Source organism: Nocardia sp. NPDC055002 (genome assembly GCF_053608825.1).
The window spans coordinates 194,649-219,905 of sequence record NZ_JBSGWE010000009.1 but is presented as its reverse complement, the minus strand read 5'-3'; the positions used below and the strand labels follow the sequence as shown (position 1 = coordinate 219,905).

General features: G+C 64.3%; 18 protein-coding genes. 9 read left to right on the top strand and 9 right to left on the bottom strand.

Translation table 11 applies throughout. The features are described from left to right. Positions 1-200 precede the first annotated feature (200 nt). A complete protein-coding gene (locus ACWF99_RS29700; protein WP_378636367.1) occupies positions 201-908 on the top strand; it encodes a hypothetical protein in 708 nt (235 codons plus the stop codon). Between the two features lie 15 nt (positions 909-923). On the opposite strand, the gene ACWF99_RS29695 is transcribed toward ACWF99_RS29700, so the two are convergent. Continuing rightward, complete coding sequence (locus ACWF99_RS29695; protein WP_378636369.1) at positions 924-2,474, bottom strand: CBS domain-containing protein; 1,551 nt, start codon at positions 2,472-2,474, stop codon at positions 924-926. Positions 2,475-2,492: 18 nt separating this feature from the next. Beyond that, entirely contained in the window at positions 2,493-4,454 is a 1,962-nt protein-coding gene (locus ACWF99_RS29690; protein WP_452537990.1) for a UvrD-helicase domain-containing protein, read from the bottom strand. A gap of 464 nt (positions 4,455-4,918) precedes the next feature. On the opposite strand from ACWF99_RS29690, the gene ACWF99_RS29685 reads away from it, so the two are divergent. Together ACWF99_RS29685 and ACWF99_RS29680 are read left to right on the top strand one after the other, a co-directional pair. Next, a complete protein-coding gene (locus ACWF99_RS29685) occupies positions 4,919-5,668 on the top strand; it encodes a hypothetical protein (protein ID WP_452537989.1) in 750 nt (249 codons plus the stop codon). Positions 5,669-5,770: 102 nt separating this feature from the next. Then, a complete protein-coding gene (locus ACWF99_RS29680) occupies positions 5,771-7,147 on the top strand; it encodes a DoxX family protein (protein WP_452537988.1) in 1,377 nt (458 codons plus the stop codon). Between the two features lie 31 nt (positions 7,148-7,178). Here ACWF99_RS29680 and ACWF99_RS29675 read toward each other — a convergent pair whose 3' ends face one another. Continuing rightward, complete coding sequence (locus ACWF99_RS29675; RefSeq protein WP_378636379.1) at positions 7,179-7,451, bottom strand: MoaD/ThiS family protein; 273 nt, start codon at positions 7,449-7,451, stop codon at positions 7,179-7,181. A gap of 4 nt (positions 7,452-7,455) precedes the next feature. Continuing rightward, the gene (locus ACWF99_RS29670) at positions 7,456-8,553 is read right to left on the bottom strand and encodes a WD40/YVTN/BNR-like repeat-containing protein (RefSeq protein ID WP_378636381.1); all 1,098 of its coding nucleotides are present in this window, start codon (positions 8,551-8,553) and stop codon (positions 7,456-7,458) included. A 185-nt stretch (positions 8,554-8,738) separates the two neighbouring features. Here ACWF99_RS29670 and ACWF99_RS29665 point away from each other — a divergent pair, with 185 nt between their 5' ends. Both ACWF99_RS29665 and ACWF99_RS29660 read left to right on the top strand, forming a co-directional pair. Then, positions 8,739-10,073 (top strand): hypothetical protein, encoded by a 1,335-nt coding sequence (locus ACWF99_RS29665; RefSeq protein ID WP_378661713.1) that lies wholly within the window; start codon positions 8,739-8,741, stop codon positions 10,071-10,073. Positions 10,074-10,114: 41 nt separating this feature from the next. Beyond that, positions 10,115-10,954 carry an EamA family transporter gene (locus ACWF99_RS29660; protein WP_452537987.1) on the top strand — a complete coding sequence of 280 codons (840 nt, stop codon included), beginning with the start codon at positions 10,115-10,117 and terminating at the stop codon, positions 10,952-10,954. On the opposite strand, the gene ACWF99_RS29655 is transcribed toward ACWF99_RS29660, so the two are convergent. The 5 genes from ACWF99_RS29655 to ACWF99_RS29635 all read right to left on the bottom strand — a co-directional run bounded on the left by ACWF99_RS29655 (position 10,899) and on the right by ACWF99_RS29635 (position 16,744). Beyond that, complete coding sequence (locus ACWF99_RS29655) at positions 10,899-11,636, bottom strand: phosphoribosylanthranilate isomerase (protein WP_452537986.1); 738 nt, start codon at positions 11,634-11,636, stop codon at positions 10,899-10,901. The genes ACWF99_RS29660 and ACWF99_RS29655 overlap by 56 nt on opposite strands. A 949-nt stretch (positions 11,637-12,585) precedes the next feature. Next, positions 12,586-12,894, bottom strand: coding sequence for a transposase (locus ACWF99_RS29650; protein WP_452537985.1), 309 nt, complete (start codon positions 12,892-12,894; stop codon positions 12,586-12,588). Between the two features lie 407 nt (positions 12,895-13,301). Continuing rightward, positions 13,302-13,652, bottom strand: a complete 351-nt coding sequence (locus ACWF99_RS29645; RefSeq protein ID WP_452537984.1) for a hypothetical protein — start codon at positions 13,650-13,652, stop codon at positions 13,302-13,304. Further along, positions 13,649-16,144, bottom strand: a complete 2,496-nt coding sequence (locus ACWF99_RS29640; protein ID WP_452537983.1) for an AAA family ATPase — start codon at positions 16,142-16,144, stop codon at positions 13,649-13,651. Before ACWF99_RS29640 ends, ACWF99_RS29645 begins: the two co-directional genes overlap by 4 nt. A 57-nt stretch (positions 16,145-16,201) precedes the next feature. Beyond that, positions 16,202-16,744: a hypothetical protein gene (locus tag ACWF99_RS29635; protein ID WP_452537982.1), complete on the bottom strand. Its 543-nt coding sequence runs from the start codon at positions 16,742-16,744 to the stop codon at positions 16,202-16,204. A gap of 377 nt (positions 16,745-17,121) precedes the next feature. On the opposite strand from ACWF99_RS29635, the gene ACWF99_RS29630 reads away from it, so the two are divergent. The 4 genes from ACWF99_RS29630 (at position 17,122) to ACWF99_RS29615 (ending at position 25,255) form a co-directional block, all read left to right on the top strand. Continuing rightward, positions 17,122-19,110: a type I restriction-modification system subunit M gene (locus ACWF99_RS29630; RefSeq protein ID WP_452537981.1), complete on the top strand. Its 1,989-nt coding sequence runs from the start codon at positions 17,122-17,124 to the stop codon at positions 19,108-19,110. Further along, complete coding sequence (locus ACWF99_RS29625) at positions 19,107-20,342, top strand: hypothetical protein (protein ID WP_452537980.1); 1,236 nt, start codon at positions 19,107-19,109, stop codon at positions 20,340-20,342. The genes ACWF99_RS29630 and ACWF99_RS29625 overlap by 4 nt, the downstream gene beginning before the upstream one ends. Positions 20,343-20,346: 4 nt before the next feature. Then, positions 20,347-23,529: a type I restriction endonuclease subunit R gene (locus ACWF99_RS29620; protein WP_452537979.1), complete on the top strand. Its 3,183-nt coding sequence runs from the start codon at positions 20,347-20,349 to the stop codon at positions 23,527-23,529. A 160-nt stretch (positions 23,530-23,689) separates the two neighbouring features. Next, positions 23,690-25,255 carry a protein kinase domain-containing protein gene (locus ACWF99_RS29615; protein WP_452537978.1) on the top strand — a complete coding sequence of 522 codons (1,566 nt, stop codon included), beginning with the start codon at positions 23,690-23,692 and terminating at the stop codon, positions 25,253-25,255. Positions 25,256-25,257 lie beyond the last annotated feature (2 nt).

Here is a 25,257-nt window from a genome sequence, read left to right as displayed (position 1 = left end):
AACCCGGAAGCTAAGGCCACCTGCGCCGATGGTACTGCACTCGACAGGGTGTGGGAGAGTAGGACACTGCCGGAACATCATTGCGAAAGGCCCTCAACCATTGGTTGGGGGCCTTTTTGCGTTCCCAGGGCCGTGCCCCGCGGTTCGGTCGATCTTGGCTTCTCCCAACCTGTCTGGCCGTCTGGGACTAGCCTGTGCGTGTGAGTGCAGAACTCCCGCCCAACGAGGGCGAGCCGAAGGCGCACGTCCATGGTCGTGCCAGCCTCGATGCGCAGCATCGCAGCGCACAGAACGAGTCGTACACCCGCCAAGTGCGTTCCAGTACCAACTTCGGTGTGTGGCGACGTGATGCCGAAGTGAGCAGTAAGGGTACGAAGGAGAAGCGCCGCACCGTCCAATTAGTGGTGGCCGGTGGGTTTCTCGTCGCGGGGGTCGTCGGCGCAGCACTGGTCTTCATGGCGTTTCAACCCGACGCCAACGGAGATGCCCCGGTGAAGGGCGGTTCCGTGACGTCGCTCGCCCAACCGGCCGCGCCGGTCGATGTCACCACGACGGTCGTACCTACCGCGGTGAAACCGACTGCGAGTGTGACCGTCTCGGCGCGCACGCCGACAGCGATGCTGTCTCAACCGTGTCCCGCCGATACCGTCTGCTGGTGGGGTATGCCCGACTTCAAAGACTTGCTTCATTCGTTGCCGCACGGTGAAGTGCCGGCGATCGGTCCGGAAAGCTGCCTGGAGCTGGGCGTAGCCAGTCTGGGTCCGAGAGGCGCCGGCTCTATCGTCAATGGCAGTAGTGTCCCGCAAACGTTCTGGGAGAACGGTGACTGCAGTGGGCAGTCGTTCGTGCTGAAGCCTGGGGAGCAACTGGCAAAGCTGCCGACATTCCCATTCTCCGTCAGCGGGTAGCGGCCGGCCCTGTGCTCAGGGATTGGGTTCGGCGGTGCGCAGGAGTTGCAGCAGACCGTGTACTGCAGCCTCCTGCCCCGCCGACAGCGGATCAGTGGCGAAGTGCATCAACTCGTTCCGTACATCGCGCACCTGCTCCACCAGCTCCAGGACCTGACTTTGATCGAGGCGCCACCCGAGCTTGCGCCAGCGAACCGGGTCGCGCAGCAGGTACACGTAGCCACCGAAGGTCAGGTGCGCCGCTTCGGTGGTGTGGGCGCGCCTGTTCTTGGGGGCCGCGGCTTTGATGTCGTCGGGATCGAGATGATCGTTGGCCGCGCGACGCAGCCGGTTCTCCGCCTCCTCGATCAGCACGAAAGGCTTTGCCAGCATGCCGAATTGGTGGGTGAGATCCGATGCGGTGAGGATGCCTGTCACCCGAGCGCGATCAGGGCTGCGCACGAAGATGAAACCGTTGGCGTAGATGGCGTCGATCTGGTCGAGCAACGGAGCGTCGTGGTCGACGACGACGGCGGGCACGGTCGCCTCGGCCAGGGTCGGGTGGTCACCGGAGATATGGGCTCGGCCGATCGATTCCCAGGTGATCGCACCGTGATAGGTCCCGTCGTGGTCGATGACGGCGAGTTGCGAGAACTGATGACGCACCATGGTCGTCTTCGCCACCGTAAGGCTCACGTGCGAGGGCACCGACGTCAGCGCCGCGGGCAGATCCCCCAGCCGCCGGGTCATCGGTTCCGGATCGGAGACGTTCTCCACCGCGCTGGAATCCCGTTGCCGGACTTCGCTGTCCACCGCGTGATCGGTAACGGTGCCGGGTTCGGCATCGAGCGGCACGATGGTGACGATGTCGCTGAGCGCACCCTCGGTGAACGGCGGGCGGGTGGTGAGTCCGTTCTCGGCGAGGGCGGATTTGATCACCTCGATCGCGGCCGCGGTACGCCGCTCGAACTGCCAGTGCTCGAGCAGACTGCGGATGGTGAGTTGACGGGGATTGCCCGCAGCATGGGAACTCGCCTCGGCGAGCAGTTGGACCGAATCGGTGGCCACCTCGTCACTGTCGAATCCGGGATCCGTCCCGAACTCGGCCAGATGGGCGATGCGAGCGGCCGCATGATTGCGGTGGATCCCGCAGACGGTGAGCAACGAACCGAGACTGGCGCGCAGGTCGGGTCGCAACGCCTCCCACACGATGTCGGTTCGCAGCCAGTCGACCTTCCTGACCTGGCGGAATTCCTCGGGCTCGGTCTCGCGATATTCGTACTGGCCGACCACCCGTCCGATCGCGACATAGCCGGTTTGCAGCTTCAGTGGCATGACAACCAGGTCGTCGTTCGCGATGTCGGTGCCGAATTTCCAGAGTTGCCCAGCCCAGTTGCCGACCACATTGGGTGTAGCGAGGGGATACTTCTCTCGCAGTGCTGCCTTGAGCTCTTCCCAGGTGCGATAGCGGCTGAGGTCGCCCATTTCATCCCAGCCGATGATGGCCAGGCCCTCGTCGAGTGCGCGGTGTTCGCGCTGGCCGTCGCGGCCCGACCGGATGAGCCACGCGCGCGGGTTGTCGTACACAGTTCTGATCCTCCCAGTTCAGTCCGACAGGTAGGCGACCCAGAGATAGTCGCGGGCGCGGCTGGTGGCGACCAGTAGCTGCCTGGCGAGCATCTCGGCTCGATCCCTGGCGCCGCCGGACAGCGCGTCCAGGTCGGTCGGTGGTTCCTCGGTGATATGAAAGACGGCGGCGAAATCCATCCCTTTCGCGCGGCGCACCGTGCCGACTTTGACCGGTTCGACCTGCGAGCCGTCGTAGTTCTCCAGCGAGACAGCCTTGATGCCCGCCCGGCGCAGCACCCGCAGGTATCGCGTGACCTCGCTCGGCCAGTTGACGATCACGGCGATCTCGGCACCCGGCGGCAGGTGTGCGTCACGGAGTGCGCGGGGGAGTAGCCCGTCGATGTCGCGACGGGGGACGCGAACGTCGGCTGCGCGACCGTCCGGCAGCGTGGGATCGCTGTCACGAAGGATGACGCCGGCGCCGCCATCGAGATCATCGACGGTGTTGCCCGCCTCGATACGTTGTGAATACCGCAGCACCGCTTCACGATTGCGGTAGTTCTTCCGCAGCACGCGACCACGCCCACCGGCGAGCGGGATCCCGGCCTCGGACAGGGTGCAACCCCCGGCGTAGACCTGCTGCTGTCCGTCGCCGACCAGCAGCAGCTGTGCGTCGGGACCGCCGCCCGCTATCTGGTGCACCAGCTGCAGTTGCCGGAGAGTGAAGTCCTGCACTTCGTCGACGACGACCATGGCGTACGCCTCGGTGCTGTCGAGTGGGCGGGCTCGAAGTTCGTCGACGGCGAGGGAGATGACATCGTTGAAATCGTGGGCATGCCGCGCGTCCAGGACTTCCTGGTAGGGCTGATACCAGTGCTCCCAGACGAATTGACGGCGGGTCGACCGCAGGCTGATTCCCTCGCGACCCACCCGCTGCACGCGCTTGTACGACTCCAGATCGGTGATCCCGCGGCCCTTGATGACCCGATTGATCTCGTCCTGCCAGTAACCGTGGTCGGTCCCCTCGACTCGCCCCAACACTCCGCGGGCGCCTTGCCACGATTTGGCGAACGCGGCATCGACGGCTTTGTCGTTCAACCGGAAGACGACATCACGGCGGTCCAGGAACGCCATCGCCCACGCGTGCAGCCCGGTGAACTCGGCGCGCCCGGCGGCGTGTGGCGCGATCGGCGCGAAGCATCGCTCATGGTAGGTGGGCAGGCTCTTGACGAACGTCGTGAAGAGCAGTCGCCCGGGGTTGCGCTTGGCGAAGTGCGCCATTCGTTGCAACGCGACGACCGACTTTCCGGTGCCCGCCGGACCGCTGAACCGGGCAGGGCCGGTGAAGGTGGCGTGGACGAGCGGCACCTGATCGGGGTCGAGGAACGTCATCCAGTCGCTGAACGGTCTGGCAAGCGCGGAGGACCTCGCGTCCTCGCGGAGGTCGTCCTGGTCGAATAGACCACCGGCATCGATGGTTTCGGCTTCGGGGGCATCGTCGGCACAGAGGTACCGATGCGTGGGGAGCTTCTCCGCAGCGGTCGCCGCGAGCTCGCTGACCCGTTCAGCGCGCATCCGCTTCTCACGACGTGCCAGCGTCTCGACGAAACCGGCCTCGTCGACGACGAGATAGCGGCCGTCCGAGGTAGCCCGCGCGCCGCGCGGCATGAGCAGTACGACATCGACGGAATGCGGTACGAACTGGGCGCCACCGACAACGAGCCTGGCGAAGGTTCGCTCGGCCTCGCTGCGGATCTTCAGGACGTCGGCCGAGCTGGGCAGCGTGTCGGTGAAGACGAGTGCGAAAACGCCCGTCCGCCCCAGTGCGTACGCCGCGATCCGGTCGGGCACGGGCGAACCGCTGTCCACGAGCAGATGCCAGCCACGCACCGTGAGCAGTCCTGCCAGGAACCGACGCTGCCCCGGTGTCAACTGTCGCTGTTCGGCGAGTGTGCGCTCCGCCCACCGTGCTACCCGCTCGCGATGAATATTCGGCATCGATCCCCCTCCGGATGCGCGGCTCCGCGCAGCTGATGGAGCCGTAATGCGTTGAGTACCAACATAGTTGACATCAGCTGTGAAGGCATGTGGATCGGAGCCCGCACGGGGGCGGGGTTTCCCGCTGATCTATTGCGCTGTCGTGAGTCTCGGCCCGACCGCGGTCATGCGATCGACGTATTTCCAGCGGTGTGCTCCGTCGTGCAAAGCTGTCCGGTTCGCTTCCGTACGAGGGGATTTCATTCATGCAACGTCATCTGGCACCTGTCGCCGTCTTGGCCGTTCTGGCCGGTGTAACCGGGTGCGGGAGCGTTGATTCGCCGGCGACACCAGCCGCCACATCCGCGGCTGGTTCCGCGCCGACATCAGGTCTCGGCACACCGTTCGCGTTCACCGACGCGTCCACGCGGGCGAAGGTAGGCACCGTTACGTTCACCGAAGTAGCCCTCGCGCCCGCTGACTGCGTGACCGATCTGGGTGCGGGCCGCGTCGCGTTGGCGGTTCGCGCCCAGATCGAGAGCATCGGCACCAGCCGGCTGTCGCGACCCGACCAGTGGCTGCTCAGCACCGTGGACCGCGCCGGGATCACCCAGCGGACCGAGCACGCCATCCTCACCGACGCCTGTTTCGACGCGTTCACCTACAGCGCGTCGCCTAAATCGGGAACCACAGTCGAGGGCTGGGCCGTGGTCCAAGCATTACCCGAAATCGTCGCGCTGCAGTTCGTTCCGCTGGTCCAGGACGAAAGCGCCCCGATGAACGCGCCGCGCTTCGTCACCCCGGCACCGGCGAAAGTCACCATTGCGCTCGCGATCGCTCCGGCACCCGTCACCGCCCTGGCACCCGCCGCAGCGACCACTACGCCCTCGGCCGCCGCTCCATTTCCCGCCACGACCCCGGAGCTCGCGCCCGAAAGCACCACTACCGCAGTGCCTACCACGGTGCCCACACCGAAGAAGACGACGCCCGCAGTCGGTGTCGCGTGCACCCCGCCCGGCGACGACTACGCCACCGCGGCTGACGGAAGCACCCTCAAATGCACCAAAGCAGGGGGCCCGAGCGCGAAATGGGTGCAATCAGTGCCCCTGCTCGGTACTCGCACTCCTGGTGCACCCTGCGAGGTGGGCTCGGGTGTAGCGACATCGCCCGACGGTGAGGAGATGTTCTGCCTCGGCGAGGGACCCGACACCAATGTGTGGACCGTTGTGAATTGACGCCTGACCCGAATGCTCGGGGCAACGACTTTGCTGGATTTCCGAGTCACGCCTGCTGCCATAGCGTCTCACCCGCACGGCTTTCGACCGTAGGAGTGACGGATGGTTACAGGGGTGTTGGCTCAGCGGGAGCCCGAGGTCGATGGCATCGAGCGGGAGGCTGTGGAGCGGTGGCATCCGGCGGTCCGTGTGCTCTTCCGGTTCGGGTTCATCGTTGTCGGTGTCGGGATGGCGGGGGTGTGGCTGCTGCACGCGCTGCTGCGCACCCTCGGTGTGCCGCAGGAGATGGTGAGCGAGGTCGCCGAATGGACGGCGCTGCATCCGCTCACCGATTGGGTCGGCACTCAGATCTTCGATGTACCCATCGATTACACGGTCACCGGTAGCGGAGACACCGCGGCGAAATGGGTGGCTGTTTTCACCCTGCTCCTGGTTGCCGTGCCGGTGACCGCCGCCTGGTCGGTCTTCGACCGGCGCCGCCCGAACTACACGCGACTGTATGAGTGGTTCCGGCTGCTGTTGCGTATCTCCCTGGCGAGCGCCCTTTTGCTGTACGGGATGATCAAGGTGTTGCCGTCGCAGATGTCGTTCAATCTCGAGCGGCTGGTCGAACCGTTCGGTCAGATGAGCCCGATGGCGGTGCTGTGGGCGCAGTCGTCGCTGTCGGAGCCGTATGAGATGGCGTTGGGTGCGGCGGAAGTCGTTGCGGCGCTTCTTCTCATCCTGCCGGTGACCGCGGGGCTCGGATCTGTTCTTGCTGTCGTTGTGGCGTTGCAGGTGCTCTTGATGAATCTGACGTTCGATGTGCCGGTGAAGCTGTTCGCCCTGCAATTGTTCTTGTACGCAACAGTATTGGCCGCACCGGACGTCATCCGGGTCGTTCGGGCCCTGCTCGGCCGCGCAGTCGTAGCTCGAACGTCGACACCCTTGCTGTCCACTGCGCGTGGCAACCGAATCCTGCTGACAGTCCAGGTGCTGATGGGGGTGTGGCTGCTCGGTGCCACGACCGTCGAGGCATACGACGGCTGGCACACCTACGGCAACGCACGGCCCAAGTCGCCGCTCTACGGCATCTGGAACGTCACCGAGTACTCGATCGCGGGGGAGCAGGTGCCCGCACTGGTCGACTTCCGCGAACCGCCGTCCAACAGCCGAATGCCCAGTGCCACCGAACGATTCCGCCGCATCATCTTCGACATTCCCCAGGGCATGACCGTCCAGCGGCTGGATGATTCGCTGGTCTCCTTCCCCGCTCGAATCGACACCGACCAGCACACCGTCACGCTGTCGAAAGACACGGGGCACCAATGGACGCTCGCGACGTTCAGTTATATGCAGCCACAATCGGATCGGCTGATTCTGGAGGGCATACTCGGTGGACGTCCGGTACGGATGCAGCTGGACCAGGTCGACCTCGCGCAGTTCCCGGCTGTTTCACGGGGGTTCCATTGGGTGCAGGCGACGCCCTATTTCCGCTAACAGGATTCATTGCACCCCAACGGAATAGGTCTCATCCGCCGGCAACCGACGGGATGATCATCACCTCGGTACGTGCGCCGACAGCGGTGTCCTGGCCGTCGAGAAGACGGCATTCGTCACCGTCGATATAGAAGTTCACGTACCGGCGCAGAACCCCGCGTTCATCGCGGAGACGGCGCTCCAAACCGGGTGATCGTTCGCGCAGCGCATCGAGGACCTGTTGCAGAGTCGCACCGTCGACATCGAGTTCCTTGGCGCCGTCGACATAGGTGCGGAGCATGGAGGGCAAGCAGACGCGAGCCATCGCGCTATCCGATGACCGCGGCGCGCACGCACAGCACGTCGGGCAGCTTGTCGGCCACGAGCCGCCAATGGTCGCCTTCGTCCGCGCTGCAATACACCTCGCCGTTGCGGGTGCCGAAATAGATGCCGGTCGGCTCGGCATCGTCGGCGCACATGGCATCGCGCATGACCGCGGCCCAGAACGGGACCTCGGGGAGGCCGTCGTTCAGCTTCGACCACGTCTCGCCGCCGTCCGCACTGCGATACACCGCGCAGACCGCATCGGGCGGAAAGCGGAAGCGATCCATATCCGCCACCAGCGGGAAGGTGTAGATCACCCCGGGCTTACGCGGATGCGCGACGATCGGAAAGCCGAAATTGGACGGCGGTAACCCACCGTCGATCGACTGCCAGCTCACCCCCGCGTCGGTGCTCCTGAACACCCCACCGTGGTTCTGCAAATACATGGTGCTCGGCGACTCGGCATCGAGAGCGACCTTGTGCACGCACTGCCCCCATTCCGGCAACTCGCCGGGCATGAAGTCCGCGGTGACACCCTTGTTCGTCGGAGTCCACGATTCCCCGCCGTCGGCGGTCTGATAGACCCCGCCAGTGGACATAGCCACCGCAAGTCGCTGAGTATCGACGGGATGCGGCAGCACAGTGTGGAGGGCCAACCCGCCGCCGCCCGGCTCCCACCGTGGCCGATGGGGATGGTCCCACAACCCCCTGACCAGCTCGAACGTCCGGCCACGATCAGTCGACCGGAACAATGCAGACGGCTCGACACCCGCGTACACCACATCCGGCTCGGCCTCGGTAGCAGGCGCGATCTGCCACACGCCACCCAGCGCAGCCCCGGTGTCCTCGGGAAACGCCAGCGGCGCGTCATCCGGCTCGCTCCACGTCTCCCCGAGATCATCACTGACCACCAATGTGGGCCCGAAATGACTGTTCAACACCCCGGCGAGCACCCGCGGCGTCCCCCGCCGGGTATCAATCGCCAAGGCCTTCACATCCGCCACCGGAAACTGCGGCGGCGACACGGTCCAACTGGCCCGCCCATCCCGGCTACGAGCCAAAAACAAACCCTTACGTGTTCCGATTCCGAGCAGCACGTCCATCGCGAACCTCCGGTTGGTCACCCGCAACGCCGATATGCGTGACACTACGCCGCCCCACCGACAGGACCTGCGGATTTCCAGAGCGTTCGCCACGGTGTTCGTGAACTCCTCGGGCGTCTGGGAGCATCTAGTAAGTGAAAGAACCTGGGCTGGAATGGGTTCGACACAGATCGGTAGGTGGGGACATGTCCAATCTCGATGAACGCATGAGACTGGCGGTCGAATGGTTCGAGCGTTACCAATTCTCTGATGGCGCGGGCGGGGCCGGCTGGGGCTGGGTCCATGACGTGCCGCCGAATCCGCAGAACACCGCGGAGGTGGTGTGCGCGCTGACTGCGGCAGGCATTCCCGTTCCCCGGGCAGACGAGGTGCTGCATCTGGTACGTCGGCAGATGATCGTGCCGCCCACCGCGGGCGCGGGGGAGTTCACGGGGCCGATCGATATCGCGTGGCAACTGCGGGCGATGCACTGCCTTGGGGTGGCCGACGACGATTCCGATGTTCGCGAGTGCATCAGGACGTTGATCCAGGAACAGGATGCCGAATCGGGCGGGTATCGGATGTCCGGATCTGTCGGCCCGGTGTCTCTGACCGCGACGACCGCCGCCATGCACGCACTCGCCCCGTACGCGGCCGATGACGTGGAAGTGGCGCGGGCGACGCTGCGCGGCGTGACCTTTCTGGCGCTGACGATGCTGTCCGACGACGTCCGCGCCGAACCGCTGTACTCGGCGGCACACATCGCCACGGTGCTGGCCCGTCCCGAGTACGCGTCGGTGGGTGGCAGGCGGGCGCGGCGGGCATCCGAGCTGGCGATCGAACGGATGCTCGACGGGCTCGCCAGTGGTGCCAACTGCAATGGGGACGAGCATTTCCTGCGTGGCGATGTCGCCCATATCTGGACCCACCTCGGGCTGCATGCGGCAGTCGGTGCCGTGCTGGTCGCCGATGGCACGTTGATCTTTCATCCTGCGGTCCGGGCGGCGTTGACCGCGTTGTTCGATTTGCAGGTGATGACTCAGCAACTGCCGAGTCGCGGCGGATTCCGGACATCGAGCGAGGGGTTCATCACCGCGTACTCGACGACCCTGGCCGTCGAGGCCATGGTGCACGCGCGAACCGCGGTGGCCGAAACCGTCAACCCCGGAAGGGTTTTCGACCTGATCTGTCAGGTCGACGGCGCGCACCACAGCGATGGCCGGGTGGTGACCGAATGGGGGTCACGCCGACTGGTGATGAACAGCCATGCGGGCTTCGCGATGTTCGTATTGGCATTGGCCGCGGGACTGACGATCGTGGGGCTCGGAGCCTTGTTGAAGGCGGGCCTGGCCGAGGAGGCCCCGCTCCCTGAGCGTGCTGCCGCGGGTGGCTTGATCGTGTGGGGCACGTTCGTGCTCGCGTTCGGCACACTCGCCTGGCTGACCAGCCGATTCCCCAACTTCTCCCAGCGGGCTATTGCGGCGGGCGTCTTCGGCGGGTTCACTGCTGTGGTGCTGCCTATCGTGACCTACATTTTTTGACCGCAGTCCGGTCATCGCTCACACGATCGTCGCCGTGGATCATGCTCGCGGCGACCTTCGTGTGGGGCATGTCGAGTGCCGCGCTGGCGGCGCTCGAGGGTTCCCTCGCCTCCTCGGCGCTGGTCGCCGCCGGGGGCGGAGTGACCTTGCTCCTCGTCGCGGGCGCACGCCGCCAAGGTCCGATTCGAACACTGCTGGAATCGCCCGGCCTGTATGTGCGATTGGGCGCGCTCGAGGCAGCCAACTTGCTGCTGTTCGTCGCAGCGTTGAAATGTGGACCGTTACCCGTGGTGGTGGCGTTGCACCTGATCGCGCCGTTGCTGTTGCTCGCCGCCGAGATAGTCCGCGGGCGGCGCCGACCGACGGTGCTCGTCGGCGTCGAATTCGTGCTGGTCGGTGCCGCGGTGGCAGTGGCGGTACCGGGCAGCTCGGCTGAAATCGGTATGGACAGAGCGCTGTTGGGCTGTGTCCTCGCGGTCGGTAGCGCGGTGTGTGTCGCACTGCTGGTCAGCCTCATCGCCCGGGAGTCGGCACAGCGACCGACGATCGCGTCGGCGGGATGGCAGTTGGTGGTGGCCAGTGTGCTCGGCGGCGGACTGATCCTGACCGATCCACCGGACGCTCGGACCGCCGGATCGCTCATCCTGGTCGGGGCGCTACTGCTCGGACCCGGTTTCTGCCTCTATTGGCTGGGCCTGCGGGGCCTGGACGCGACGACGGCGAGCATCATCGGGCTCAACGAAGCCGTTTTCGCGGCCGTGGTGAGTGCGATCTTCACGAACACGCCGATCACGGTGGGGGCGGTGATCGGCGGGGCACTGGTGCTCAGTGCTGTTGTGCTGGATGACAAGTCGAGGCGAGCTCCCGGGTCGCGGCTTTGACGAATTCAGCACATGCCGCCTTGGACTTGTTGCCGCCGGCGTCGTCGACGCCGGTGTTGACGTCCACACCATAGGGCTGCACGAGGTCGATTGCCCGACCGACGTTGTCCGGGGTGAGACCACCGGCCAACGCCACATCCTTGCGCCCGGCCATCGCCTCGACGATCTTCTTGCTGATGTTCCAGTCGTGTGTTTGCCCGGTTCCCCCGAGACGGCTGGGCGTGCGCGAGTCCAGGAGGATGACGTCGCAATACTTGGCGACATCCTCGACGGCGGAGAAAACGCCCTCGTCGGTGACATGTACGGCCCGCAGGATCTCGCGATTGCCCCTGTGCTCGTACACCTTTCGCAAGTTGGCTCGATTCACCAAGCCGTGCACCTGGATAGCCTCGACATCGACCGTCTGCGCAAGCTGCAAAATCGCGTCAGCGTCTTCGAGGTGGGTGACCAGCACACGCTTCACCGAGCGTGCGCCGACTCGGCTCGATACCTGTGCGGACAGGGCGGCGGCCTGCTCCGGTGTGAGCGCGTCCTCGCTGAAGTGCGTGATGCCAGAGATGAACCCCACGGCATCGGGCCGAGCACTCAACGCCGCAGCGAGGTCGAGTTCGGACCTGATACCACAGATCTTCACCTGGACGCGTTTTTCCATATGGTCAACCCTAGTATCAAGGTGCTTCATGGGTGGGGTACGGAGGGTCTGGTCACAGTAGATGCGGTCTCGCAGATACACAGCGGGGCGCAAATCTGTTGGCTGTTCTTCCTCGTCCCAGACGTATGGACTATGGAACGGGCGCAGCGATTTTATCGACAGCTCCTCACTGCTCCGCTCGACATTGCTCTGCCGATTTCACAGCGATGCATTCCATCCACTTGCGTTGAACCTCACCAGAAGTCGGTGCCTCACCACACTGTGTGCCGCACCGCCGATAACCCGGGACCGGAGAGCCATCGGGGTAGGTGCAGTTGGTTCCTTGCGCATCACACTGGTAGTCGCGACCGTGCGGGTCTTCGTTAGCGGTGGGCTGTGGACAGCGTGGATCCCCGACTACGTACGACTGATCGCTGTATATCGCGGTGCCGTTCTCGCAATACAAGAAGGTCGGCTCGGATTGCTGGATCGCGGGTGAGGATGCGGGCGGTGCCGGTGAGGCGTGCGGGGTCAACTCAGCCGAAGGGGTTGGGGTGGTGGTTCCTGGGAGGTGGGTTGACGACATCGACGCAGCGGGCCCCTCGGACAAAGGCTGGGACGCCGTGGTCGGCGACACCGACCCGGTAGGTGTTGTCGGCGGCGGGTTGCCGCCGCATCCTGCCAACGCCAGTGTGGCCGCGGCAATCAGTCCGACAGCGAACCGACCAGCAGTGACGGTCATCAGCACACCTTCCTGGAAAGCGTTGGTCTTCGCAGGTCAGCGTACGTCTGTAGGTGGCATGTGCTTGCTACCGAGCCTGCTGCCCGACCAAGCTCAGCGCAGGGAGGCGCGATCTGCTGAATCGCGGCCGATATTCCGCTTGATGTGCTTGGGACAATGAGTTCACCATCCACGCGAGCCACCGATAGTAGGGCTGGCGAGCGAGCTGCAGCACCCGGCACGTCACCGCCACGGGGATCCCCTCGGCGGCAAGCTCTTTCACGAGCGGGTAGAGCCTTTTCCCGGTATCTGAGCCTGTGACAGATACGCCGCAGCGCGCCGCAGGACCTCTTTCTCCTGCTCGAGCAACCGTATCCGGCGGCGAGCATCCCGCAGCTCGACCGACTCACTGCGAGTGGTCCCGGGCTTGTTCCCGTCGTCGATCTCGGCTTGGCGCATCCATTTCGACAACGTCATCGGATGGACCCCGAAATCGGCCGCGATCTGATCCAACGTCACGCCGTCGTCGCGGTTGCGGGCGACCCGCACGACGTCGTCGCGGAACTCTTTCGGATACGGCTTGGGCACTGCGACATCCTCTCAGGCTTACCTCTCGGCAAGCCATCTTGGTTGTCACCTACCCCTGCAGCAGCCCCGTGTGCGCAGCGATCGCTTCGCCGGTGTCGGCTTGCAGGCGTGCGGTGGCGTCGAGCAGTTCGTCGAACACGTCGATCCGAACAGCGTGTGCGAACGGCAACGGCGCGGTTCACAGCCTTCGGTGAGCACCACTGAGTGTCGGGTGGTGAGTGCTCGGATCGTCTTGATGTAGTCGGGATCGTCGTGCTGGATGACGACCGCGTTCGTGTTTCGGACGACATTGGTGCCGGTGCGGCTGGTCAACCACACGGCAGTGGCTTCGGCATGAGGCTGTCGATCGACGGTTGCGAACCCCATCGTTGTTCTCCTTGCACTTTGCGAAGTTGGAAGATCGGAATTCATCGGGGCGCGCCGGCGATTCGGCCGTGCAGGTTCTGCACGATGCCGAGCAGGTGGACCACTTCGTGGTAGGTGGGTGAGAGTTGGTAGGCATGGTGATGGCAGGCCTCCGACAGTCGGCTCCACGCATACTGCGCCTGCGTCGCGACCTCGGGTGTGTCGTGGTAGGCGACTTCTAAACAGGAGAGTCGGGCGCTGCCGCTGGCTCGGCCGGGATCGATGCCACGCACGCGCAGGAGTTCACCGATGATCTCCTCCAACGCCGTTCGCGTCAGCCAGGCGCCCATGCGGTTGGTGTGTGGGGTCTTGCCGGCGACCTGGGTGGCCGCCAACGTCAGCAGGCCGCTCATTTGGCTACCGCCTCGATGTCGCGCACCATGCGCTGAACGTTTTTGGCCGCTTGCCGTACGTCGGTGCCGACGGGGAATCCGTGGTGCATTTTGGGCCCCACCGTGTGCAATGCCGACTTGAGGTACTCGGCGCGCGCCCAGTTGTCGAGGACGTGGTTTTCCCGCGGTTCCCCGAAGACTGCGAGGGTCACCTTTGATCGGGTGGACGTTGCCTTCTCCCACTCCTGCTCGAGCGCTGCGAGTGTCTGTCCCGCACGGATATTGCGCGAGAAGTAGGTGTGCCGCGCCGCTGCTTCCACTGCAAACCGCAGCATCCCGGGCAGTGTGCGCCGCAGGGCTTCGTCGGGGAAGCGGTCGTTCTCGTACTCCTTGATCAGGCCGAACGCGTCGCCGATGTAGCGGGTGGCCGGATCGGTGACCGGGGAAATGCACACCTGAGAGTCGTTGTTGCGGCTCACCTCCACGATCGTGGCGGCGAAGTTCGCACGGCGTACTGCAGCGGGGAGTCGGTCGTCGTGAGAGAGGACGACCACCTGGCGGGTCTGCGCGAGTTCGCTGAGCAGCGAGACGAGTCCGTCGACCTTGGCGGGGTCCATCGCCTGGACCGGGTCGTCGAGAACCAAGAAGCGGAACGGTGATTCGGCCATGGTGGCGCGTGGGAGGAACAGGGCCAGTGCCATGGCGTGCAGTTCGCCCTGGCTCAATACGGTAAGCCCTGCGGCCGCAACACCGTCCACCGTCGAGTCGACCCGGAGTTTGCGTTGGTTGAGCGTACCCACCAACGAGAGGTCGCCGATCTCGATATTGCTCTCCTGCTTCAGCACATTCCAGGCGTGGATCGCTCCCTCGCGGATCGGTGCGAGGCGTTCGTTTCGCAGGCGAAGGTCGTTCGCCTGCAACCACTTCCTCGCTTCGGCAAGTTGGTCGACCATCGGCTTGTCGGCGAGCCACGTCTGCCAATCCGCACACCACGCACGGACGCGAGCGTTGAGTGGCTGCCAGTGGTCCTCACGTGCGGACAGGCATTCCGCGGCGGATTCGGTGAGCTCGTCTACGGCCGTGATCAGGGCGTCAGCTGCGTTTTCGACGTGGTCCGCGAGTTCGAGCAGCGTTGGACTGTCGGCGCGGCGGGTGATCGCTGCCCAGTCGCGCCACGCAGTGCGGGCTGCGGTGACTGCCGCGTCGAGTTCCTCGACAGGGGAGTTTTCGAGGACAGCAGGCGGTGCCGACAGCATGTGCAATGCCTCGGCCTGTGCCAACTCCACGAATTGTGTTGCTTGGGTGAGCGCGGCCAGCTGCTCGCGGTCTGTGCTCACCGCCTCGCGGCTGCGCGTGGCCCATGCGGCGTCGAGGCGGCCACCTTCGCAAACCGGGCATGGCATATCGCCGTGTACGCCGTGCACCTGCAGGGCTTGTTCGAGCAGGTTCAGGGTGGCGATCTTCTTTTCGCTGGCGGCTGCCCCGAGCTCGGCGACTGCGGTGATGCCTGACCGCAGGCGCTTCGCGACGGCGCTTGCGTTGTCGGCAGTAACGGGCGCGCGCAGCGCGGCGAGTGCGCGCAGTCCGGATACCGGCCCGTTGGTGTCGGTATCGGCGGTGTGCAGCAGGTCTCGCAGCTGCGTGAGATCGGGCTGGGTCTTCCTCAGCAGCGGCGCAACCGCCGCGGCCCGATGGTCGTCGAGCTGGGCGGCAGCCGTGGCAAGATCCTTGCGCCGTTTGCCGAGTTCGTCTCCCGGAGATTTGAGGGCCTTGTGTCGCAACTGAATTCGATATATGGCATCAGTGAGCTGTCCGACTCCGAGTACCCGCGAGATCGCGTCGTGCAGTTCGCTCGGTGTTCCGCTGAGCATGGCGCCGAGTTCGTCGTAGGACAGGATCGGGCGGAATTGCCGCAACGGACCGTCCCAGCCGAGGTCGCCGCGACCGTCCTGTTGTTTGCCACCGCGACGTTGGGTGCGCGTCGTGTGCTTGTTGACATCGGTCTCGTCGTCGGCCCAGCTGGTAGTTACGGTGACCGGTTCGTTGCCCTCCTCGACCAGCTGCACTGCGATGCGCGCCGTTCCGTGGTGCAGGTTGCGCCACTCGTCGCGCCACTGAGTCGACTTTTTGCCGGCCCAACGGTAGGCGCTGTCGGTCAGCGTGAGTTCCAGCGCTTCGGAGATGCTCGACTTTCCCGAGCCGTTGCGCCCGGCGACGATGGTCAGGCCAGGCTCTGGGCGCAGTGTCAGCGCGGTGGTCGGACCGATTCCGCGGAAACCTTCGACCTCGATCGAAGTAAGGAAAGTGCCGCGTGATTCAGGCTGTGCCCCAACGGCTTTTGAGCAGGGCGGGTTCTGCGTTGTCCCACCGAGGTAGTCATCGAGCGCTGGGTCCCCATCCAGCGCGGCGAGGATCAGCAGACCAACTTCGTCGGTGAGCCCGGCCCGATCGAGTTGATCGGCGACCCAGGGAACCAGATCGGTCGCAGCAGTTGCATCGGTGGTGTCTGACATTGCGGTGAACCCTTCTCGTGGTGAACGTGATTCGGGTGAAACCTGGGAGGTGTGAGGTCAGAGCGGGGTTATCGACTGGATCGCGGCGACCGGGACAGTGCTGGCATCGCTGCTCAGGTGCCCCTTGACTACGCCGGCTGTCGTACCGGTGAGGGTGATCGAGTGCACCCGCTCCCAGCTGGTGCCTTCGTCGAGCGCGACGGTGACGCGATAGCGCTTGGTCGGCGCGAAAACGACCGGTGCTGTGGTGACGATCCGCAGTTCGTAGGTGAAGATGCAGCCCGCCGAACCGAAGCACTGCTTCTCGGTGATCGACAGCTCAGGGTCGATGTTGTGCTGGGTGGGAATGTCGTAGACCGGGGCAGGCGGGGTGGTTGTGGTGAAGCGAATGGTGGTACCGGCGTTCGGTGCCGCGGATCTGGTTGTCGAGGCGGAGTTGTCGCTGGAACCGAAGGCCGCTCCGATAACGCCGAGAAGGATCCCGAGCGTGCACAGGCCGCCGATGGCGGCAGCGACGATGACCAGGGGGCTCGTGTTGCGACTGGGACGGCCAGGTGGCCTCGGTGGCTGGAAAGGCTGTGGATGCTGCGGATAAGTCACGGGGGCCTTCTCTGATCGGGGCGCGGAGCTAGCGGCTTAGGCGCCTTGATTCTCGGCGTTGTACACAGACTGCAGAAAGCTGAAAACATTGTCAAGAGATGACATGAGACTTGACGAAACTTCTAGCGTGGTTCAGTATGGTCGTTGTACACGGAGTGTTGGTGCAACGGTGGTCAAGCGAGCACCGCACCGAGTCCGCATCCGCTGCTGACGCACACGCGGCAGCAGCGATACGGTGAGACATTTCGTAGCGCGCACCGGCTTTCGCATGAGCCTGGCGCGAGCCTGTAACGAGGTTGATCGGGTCGCCGAAGTGGTGACCGTCGGCCTCGTCTCCGGCGCGATCGACCCGACAACATTTCCCAAGGAGGTAGCGAGTGAACACCGGCAAGCACAGCGAGCTGGCCAACCACGCGTGGTCGGTCGCCGACCTGTTGCGCGGCGACTACAAGCAGTCCGACTACGGCAAGGTGATCCTGCCGTTCACGGTGCTGCGGCGGCTCGAATGCGTGCTGGCGCCGACGCGGGACGCGGTGGTTGCTCGAAACAAGCAGCTCGAGGGCGTGGATGTCGACAAGCGTGAGCTGTTGTGCCAGGCCTCCGACGCCCGGTTCTACAACACCACCGACCTGACGTTGCGCAAGATCGCCGATGACTCCTCGCAGACCCGCGCGAACCTGCTCGCCTACATCAACGCGTTCTCCCCGAACGCGCTCGAGGTGCTGGAGAAGTACGAATTCGCCCAGCAGATCAGGAAATTGGACTCGGCCGGGCTGCTGTACAAGGTGGTCACCAAGTTCGCCGATCTGGATGTGCGGCCCGAGGTGGTGTCGAGCCACCAGATGGGTTACATCTTCGAGGAACTGATCCGGCGATTCGCCGAACAGTCGAACGAGACCGCGGGCGAGCACTTCACGCCGCGCGAGGTCATCGAACTGATGGTGAACCTGCTGATCGCCCCCGACGCGGATCTGCTGTCGCAGGCCGGCAAGGTGCGCCGCATCCTCGACCCGGCGTGCGGCACCGGCGGCATGCTCAGCGCCGCCGAAGCGCACATTGTGAAGCTGAATCCCAAAGCGACAGTGGAGCTCAACGGCCAGGAGCTCAATCCCGAGTCGTGGGCGATCTGCCGGTCGGACCTGATGATCAAGGGCGAGGACCCTGAGAACATCGTGCTCGCCAACTCGCTCGGCGACAACGACGGACACAAGGGTCAGAAGTTCGACTACATGCTGGCCAACCCGCCGTTCGGCGTGGAGTGGAAGAAGATCAAGGAAGAAGTCGAGTGGGAGGCTCAGAACCTCGGCGACTCCGGCCGCTACGGTGCTGGCCTGCCGCGCATCAACGACGGTTCCCTGCTGTTCCTCCAGCACATGATCTCGAAGATGCGCCCCGTGTCCGCAGGTGGCAGCCGCGTCGCGATCGTCTTCAACGGGTCGCCGCTGTTTACCGGCGCGGCCGAGTCCGGTGAATCGAATATCCGCCGCTGGATCATTGAGAACGACTGGCTGGAAGCTGTTGTCGCGCTGCCGGATCAGCTGTTCTACAACACCGGTATCTCCACTTACTTTTGGATCCTCACCAACCGTAAGACGCCCGAGCATCGGGGGAAGGTGATGCTGGTCGACGCTCGGGACTACTGGGTGAAGATGCGGAAGTCACTGGGAGACAAGCGTAAACAGATCAGCGATAGTCAGATCGAGGAGATCACTCGGCTGTACGGGGACGCGACTGCGATCGCCGGGAACGCTGAGCATCCGCTGCACGGCAAGGTGAAGATCTTCGCCAACGAGGACTTTGGATACCGGCGAATCACAGTCGAACGACCGTTGAAGTTGCGGTTCGAACTCACGGCCGACGGTTTGGATAAGCTGGCCGGTTCGGCGCCGGTGCGCAAGCTCTACAGCGACTCGGATGCGTTCATGCGCCTGCTCACCCCGCTGGTCGGCGAGAGTTGGAAGACGAAAGCTGACGCGATCAGTGCGCTCCGCGATGCTGTGGCCGCCGAGGGTGAAACCTGGCCGACCGGTGCGCCGTTCGCAAAGGTCTTCCGCGATGCCATTGGTTTCCGTGACTCGGATGGCGAAGCGCAGTTGGTGAAGGGAGCCCCCGAACCGGACCCGGATCTGCGTGACTACGAGAACGTTCCGCTCGCCGAGAATGTTGACGAATATCTCACGCGTGAGGTTCTTCCGCATGTTCCGGATGCGTGGATCGACCACGCGAAAACCAAAGTGGGCTATGAAGTTCCGTTCACTCGCCACTTCTACGTTTACGTTCCACCACGACCACTGGCTGAGATCGATGCTGAGTTGAAGGCGCTGGAGGCCGAGATTCAGGTTCTGTTGGGGGAGGTTACGCGATGACTGGCGACCTCGTATTCGGGGCACTGCCATCGACATGGCAAGATGTCCGGGCTAAGTGGTTACTTGAACGGCAGCGACGTAACCCAAAGTCCGACGAGGGAATCGTGACGGCCTTCAGGGATGGTCAGGTTACTCTCCGGGAGAACCGGAGGACCGATGGGTTTACTAACGCGCTTCAGGAGATTGGCTACCAGGGGATTCGTGAAGGCGACTTAGTCGTTCATGGGATGGATGGCTTTGCGGGCGCCATAGGTGTTTCGGACTCTGATGGAAAGGCATCACCTGTCGTACACGCTTACCGAAGTCGCGGAGAAGTTGACGTACGATACGTGGCGTACCTACTTCGAATTCTAGCGCGCAGCGGATATATCGCGACACTAGCTAAGGGGATTCGGGAGCGTTCCACGGCGTTCGATGCGGCAACATTGGCGAATGTAGTGCTTCCGACTCCTTCGCTGGAGGAGCAGCGCCGCATCGCCGACTTCCTCGACGCCGAAACCTCCCGCATCGACCGACTGGCTGAGTTGTATTCGGCTATTCCTGGGGTTCTTCATGAGCGCCATCGGGCGGTGATTGACGGCCAGATGGCTACATGCGGGGACGTAGTGCCGATGCGTTATGTTGTCAAATTCCGTGAAGGACCGGGAATTATGGCGGAAGATTTCCGGGATGAGGGCACGCCTCTGGTTCGGATTGCGGGCCTTCGCGATGGAGTTGTCACGCTAGGCGGATGTAATTTTCTCGATCCGGAGAAAGTGGACAAGCGATGGTCACAGTTTCGGTTGAAGGTTGGTGATCGACTTTTGAGCGGCAGTGCGACACTGGGGGCAGTCTCTATCGTCAGAGATCCGAAGGTCGAGGGGGCGATTCCGTATACGGGTCTGATCATATTGCGGCCCATTTCAGATGTTGACATGGATTTCGTGGAAGCATTTTTGGAATCATCGAACTTCGCGAATCAGATCGACATTTTGAAAGCGGGAGCTACGATGCAGCACTTCGGTCCCACGCATCTTTCTCAGATCAAGATGCCAATGGTGAGTCTGGCGATGCAACAAGATATCGCCCGTACGGTTAAGAGCTCGGAGGGTGTTCTTCGACACGCTGTCAACCGAATACAACGTCAAGTTGCACTCCTCGCAGAGCGCCGCCAGGCGCTGATCACCGCCGCAGTCACCGGCCAACTCGACATCACCACCGCCTCTGGGCGGAATCTCACCCAGGGGGTCTAACGTCATGTCGGTCTACGACGAAAAAACGTTCGGCGAAGCCATTGTTTCCGCGATGGTGGAGAGCGGTGGTTGGCAGGAGGGGAATCCGCACGAGTACAACATCGAGCTCGGGCTGGATATGGGGGAGATGCTGGCGTTCGTCGGGAAGACCCAGCGGGAGGATTGGGATGAGCTGGTTGCCGCGTATGGGGGTAGTCAGGATGAGGCCCAGCGGGGGTTCGCCAAGAGGCTCGGGCAGGAGTTGGCCGGTAAGGGGCTGATCAAAGTTCTGCGGGAGGGGGTGAAGGATCGGGGGACTTTGCTGCGGGTCGCGTACTTCAAGCCGAATCTGGTCGGGTCGGAGGCGGTATTGGATCTGTACCGGGCCAATCGGTTGACCGTGGTGCGGGAGTTGCCGTACACCAGCAAGCCGGGGGTATCGCGGCCGAGGTTGGATTTGGCGTTGCTGCTGAACGGGATTCCGGTCGCGACCGCCGAACTGAAGAACCCGCTCACGGGGCAGGGGGTGGAGAAGGCGAAGAAGCAGTATCGGGAGGATCGGGATCCGACCGAGCTGATTTTCAAGCACCGGGTGATCGCCAACTTCGCGGTCGACCCGGATCTGGTTTTCGTCACCACCCAGCTGCGCGGCGCGAAAACCGTGTTCCTGCCGTTCAATACGGGGTCGGAGGGGCCGGGGAACGCGGGCGGCAAAGGCAACCCGCCAGCGAGTGAGCCGGGCAAGCACGCCACGTCCTACCTGTGGGAGCAGGTGTGGCAGCGTGACGCCTGGATGGACCTCCTGGAACGGTTCGTCCACACCACCGAGCGCAAAGTCGCGGGTGGCAGGACCGTGCGCTCCACCATCTTCCCGCGCTACCACCAGTGGGACGTGGTCAAGAAGCTCACGGCTCACGCGGCCACCCACGGTGCCGGGCACAACTACCTGGTGATGGCCTCGGCGGGGTCGGGTAAGTCGAACACGATCGGCTGGCTGGCGCATCGGCTCAGTGACCTGCACACGGCGCCGCTCGACCAGCTCGAGCCGGAAGCGCGTGCCGCCGGATTGCAGTCGGGGAAGCCGGTTTTCGACAAGATCATCATCATCACCGATCGTCGCAATCTCGACTCGCAGCTCAGCGACACCGTCGGTGGTTTCGAGCGGGTGCAGGGCCTTGTCGTGAAGATCGACGACCGGCTCGGCGCCAAATCCGCGCAGCTCGCGGCCGCCCTGAATTCGGCCTCCGGCAAGATCATCACCGTCACCCTGCACACCTTCCCGGCGCTGCTGGACTACGTGCGTCGCGAGCAGACCGCGCTCGCGCAGGGGCGCTACGCCATCATCATCGACGAGGCGCACTCCTCCCAGTCGGGTGACGCTGCCGCCGCGGTGAAGACCGCACTGCGTGACCTCGGCCTCGACACCGACGACGAGGACACCGGCGCCACCGAGGCCACCGTCGACGAACGGCTGAAAGCCAAGGCCGCAGCTCGGGGCAAAGCGCACAACATCTCCTACTTCGCCTTCACCGCCACCCCGAAGTCGAAGACCCTGGAGAACTTCGGCACCCCGGACCCGCACAGCGATCCGGAGAACCGGAAATACCTTCCGTTCCACACCTATTCGATGCGCCAGGCGATCGACGAGGGGTTCATCCTCGACCCGCTGCGCAACTACCTCACCTACAAGGCCTACTACCGCCTGGTGAACAACAACTCCGACGATGTGGAAGTGCCGGAAGGCAAGGGCAGCAACCTGCTCGGACAGACCGCCACCATGCACGCGTCGTCGGTGGTCGCGCACGCGCGGGAGATCGTCGAACACTTCGTCGCCCACACCCACGGTCGTTTGGGTGGTCGGGCCAAGGCCATGGTGGTCACCGGGTCTCGGCGCAGTGCCGTCGATATGGCGCGGGCCATTCGGCAGTACATCGAGGAGACCGGGTACCTCACCAAATATCCCGATCTCGGTGTGCTGGTGGCATTTTCCGGTGCGCTGGAGATCGACGGCGAGGAGACCACCGAGGTCAAGGAGAACGGTGGCCTCGCTGAATCGGCGCTGCCTAAGGCCTTCAGTTACACCCGCGCCGACGACCGGGCCACCCAGTCCGGCGGCCGTGGTCAGAAGGAATACCGCATTCTCGTCGTGGCGGAGAAATACCAAACCGGCTTCGACGAGCCGCTGCTCACCACCATGTACGTGAACAAGACCCTCGCGGGCATCGCGGCCGTGCAGACGCTGTCGCGGCTCAACCGCACGCGTGATGGGAAGACCCAGGAAGATCTGGTGGTGCTCGACTTCGTCAACGACGCGGACAAGATCCGCGAATCGTTCGTCCCGTACTACGAGAACGCCTACACCCACGCCACCGATCCGAACCTGCTCTACCTCGCGCAGGATCAGGTCCGGTCGGCGCCCATCCTGGTCGACCAGGAAATGTCGGAGTTCGCCTCCGCCTATCTGGCCGCCGAACAGCAGGCCGCAGGGTCGCCCGCGAAATGGGCGAAGCTGCATGCCGAGCTGTACCGGCACCTCGAACCCGCGGTCGGGCGGTTCCGGTCACTGCTGGAAAGCGGTGAGGACAACCAGGTCGAGGAAGCCGAAGCGTTCCGGGGCGCGCTCACCGACTACGTGCGGAAATACGCTTTCCTCGCCCAGATCGTGCCCTATCAGGACTCCGACCTGGAACAGCTCTACCTGTATGGTCGCCACCTGCTCAACCGGCTGCCCCGCCGATCCGACGGCAGCATCGACCTCGGCGACATCGATCTCAGTCACCTGCGGATCGAGAAGACCGGCGAACACGACCTCGGGCTGTCCGCCGACGGTGCCAAGGAACTGCCCGGCTTCGGTGACGGCAGCGGTCCGGCCGCCGAACCCGACAAGACCCTGCTGTCGGCTCTGGTCGACCGCTTCAACGAACGCCACGGCACCGCGTTCACCGAAGGTGACCTCGCTGTCCAGTTCAACGAGGCCGTCGACGATCCCCAGGTGCAGGACGCGGCCCTGGCCAACAACCAGGAGGACTTCGGCGTCGTCTTCGACAAGGTGTTCGCCCAGAAGGTCGGCCAACACTTCGACACCCAAAACGACCTCGGCGTCCGTTACTTCTCCGCCGACCAGGAATTCCGCAAGGACCTCGACCGCCAGGCCCGTAGCGCGGCCTACCGCCTGATCCGCCGCCGCCACGGTCTACCGGAGCTGTAGCGGCAATCGCACGGGGGAGTCATTGAGGGGATCGAGAATTCGGCCCCCTCGTTGCGGCCAAAGCCCGGTATGTTTCTGAGCGGAACAACTGCCGCGTATCGGACTGCCTTGGGCTCCGACGTTGCGTGCGGTCGTGACTGGCGAGCGGAGGGGGTGAGCGGTGCGCAAACGCATCGGCGACCGGTATGAACTGGTCGAGGAGATCGGGTCCGGCGGGATGGGGTCGGTCTGGCGCGGCTACGACAGCGTGCTCGACCGGGAGATCGCCGTGAAAATGATCCGGCTCACCCACCTTCCCTTCGACGCGGATCTGGCGGAACTGGCCGAGCGGTTCCGGCGCGAGGCCCGGATCACCGCGCATATCCGCCACCACGGGGTACCGCAGGTCCACGACGCGGTGCTCGACGCCGAACTCGACAACGTCTACCTGGTGATGGAACTGGTCGAGGGGTCGACCACCCTGGGCCAGTTCATCACTCCGGATCTGGCCCTGCCGATCGACTGGGCGGCATCGATCGCGGCGCAGATCGCCACCGCGCTGTCGTACGCGCACGCGTTGCCGGTGGTCCACCGAGATCTCAAACCCGACAACATCCTCGTCACGCCAGACGGCACCGTGAAGATCATCGACTTCGGCATCGCCGCCCTCTTGCGTCCCGACACCCCGAAACTGACGATGACCGGAGCGGCTGTGGGCACCGCCGCCTATATGTCGCCGGAACAGATTCTCGGCGGGAAGGTCACGCCCCGCACCGACCTCTATGCGCTCGGCTGCATCTTGCACGAAATGCTGTGCGGACAAGTGGTTTTCGGTGGCTCGATGCCGATGGTCATGCAGCATCACGCCTTCACCGCCCCTGTGCCGCCGCGTGAACTGCGCGACGATGTGCCCCTCGAACTCGACAGCCTTGTCCTCGACTTGCTCGCCAAGACTCCCGAGCAACGCCCGGCGGACGCAGCCGAGGTCTACGAGCGACTGCTCCCGCTGTTGCCGGTCGCCGGTATGCAACAGCCGCCCGTTGGTGGGTACCTGTCCGGCTTCCCCGATCCCACGCGAATATTTCGGCACCCCAACGCCCCACTTCGCCAAGAGCGGGTCGCACCGACAATGCGGTTCCCCGGCGCGCTCCCCGCGACCACGCCGGTCAGCGACGAGGCGCTCGACAAGCTCATCGCCGCCAGCGAGGACGAGTACTACGACCTGCTCGACGCGCATCGTTACGCCCAGGCCGCAGACGTCCTCGGCGCGGTCGTGACCACCGCCGGCCAGGCCTACGGCCTCGACAGCCGTCGGGTACTCGACATTCGAGTCAATGTGGCGGCCGCGTACTTCCTCGGCGGGGACTACCGCAAGGCCCGCAGCGAATTCGACAGTCTCGCTGAGGCATTCGCACGGATAGGCGGATTCTCCGAACCCATGTCGCTCGAATGCCGTGGTCGCGCGGTCGACTGCCGAATCGAACTCGGTGAAGTCACCGTGGCGCTGTCCGGGCTGGAGTCGGTGCTGTCGGACGTGCGGTCGGTACAGGGTGACGGCTCGGAATTGGCCGTCGAACTCCGGTTCAACCTCGGCCTGCTGCTCGCCATGACCGGCGAGCTCGCCAAAGCCCGCACGACACTCGAAGCCCTCTACGAGGACCTCCACATGCTGCGGGGCCCCGACGACGACCTCACACACCGCGTCGGCGCCGCCATCGAGCGGCTGGACGGAACACCCGGCAGCTGAGT

Excerpts from the sequence above, each read along its gene's own strand:
- ACWF99_RS29690 (WP_452537990.1), bottom strand. The coding sequence starts at position 4,454 with ATGCCGAATATTCATCGCGAGCGGGTAGCACGGTGGGCGGAGCGCACA.
- ACWF99_RS29680 (WP_452537988.1), top strand. The coding sequence starts at position 5,771 with ATGGTTACAGGGGTGTTGGCTCAGCGGGAGCCCGAGGTCGATGGCATC.
- ACWF99_RS29675 (WP_378636379.1), bottom strand. The coding sequence starts at position 7,451 with ATGGCTCGCGTCTGCTTGCCCTCCATGCTCCGCACCTATGTCGACGGC.
- ACWF99_RS29670 (WP_378636381.1), bottom strand. The coding sequence starts at position 8,553 with ATGGACGTGCTGCTCGGAATCGGAACACGTAAGGGTTTGTTTTTGGCT.
- ACWF99_RS29665 (WP_378661713.1), top strand. The coding sequence starts at position 8,739 with ATGTCCAATCTCGATGAACGCATGAGACTGGCGGTCGAATGGTTCGAG.
- ACWF99_RS29660 (WP_452537987.1), top strand. The coding sequence starts at position 10,115 with ATGCTCGCGGCGACCTTCGTGTGGGGCATGTCGAGTGCCGCGCTGGCG.
- ACWF99_RS29655 (WP_452537986.1), bottom strand. The coding sequence starts at position 11,636 with ATGAAGCACCTTGATACTAGGGTTGACCATATGGAAAAACGCGTCCAG.
- ACWF99_RS29645 (WP_452537984.1), bottom strand. The coding sequence starts at position 13,652 with ATGAGCGGCCTGCTGACGTTGGCGGCCACCCAGGTCGCCGGCAAGACC.
- ACWF99_RS29640 (WP_452537983.1), bottom strand. The coding sequence starts at position 16,144 with ATGTCAGACACCACCGATGCAACTGCTGCGACCGATCTGGTTCCCTGG.
- ACWF99_RS29625 (WP_452537980.1), top strand. The coding sequence starts at position 19,107 with ATGACTGGCGACCTCGTATTCGGGGCACTGCCATCGACATGGCAAGAT.
- ACWF99_RS29620 (WP_452537979.1), top strand. The coding sequence starts at position 20,347 with ATGTCGGTCTACGACGAAAAAACGTTCGGCGAAGCCATTGTTTCCGCG.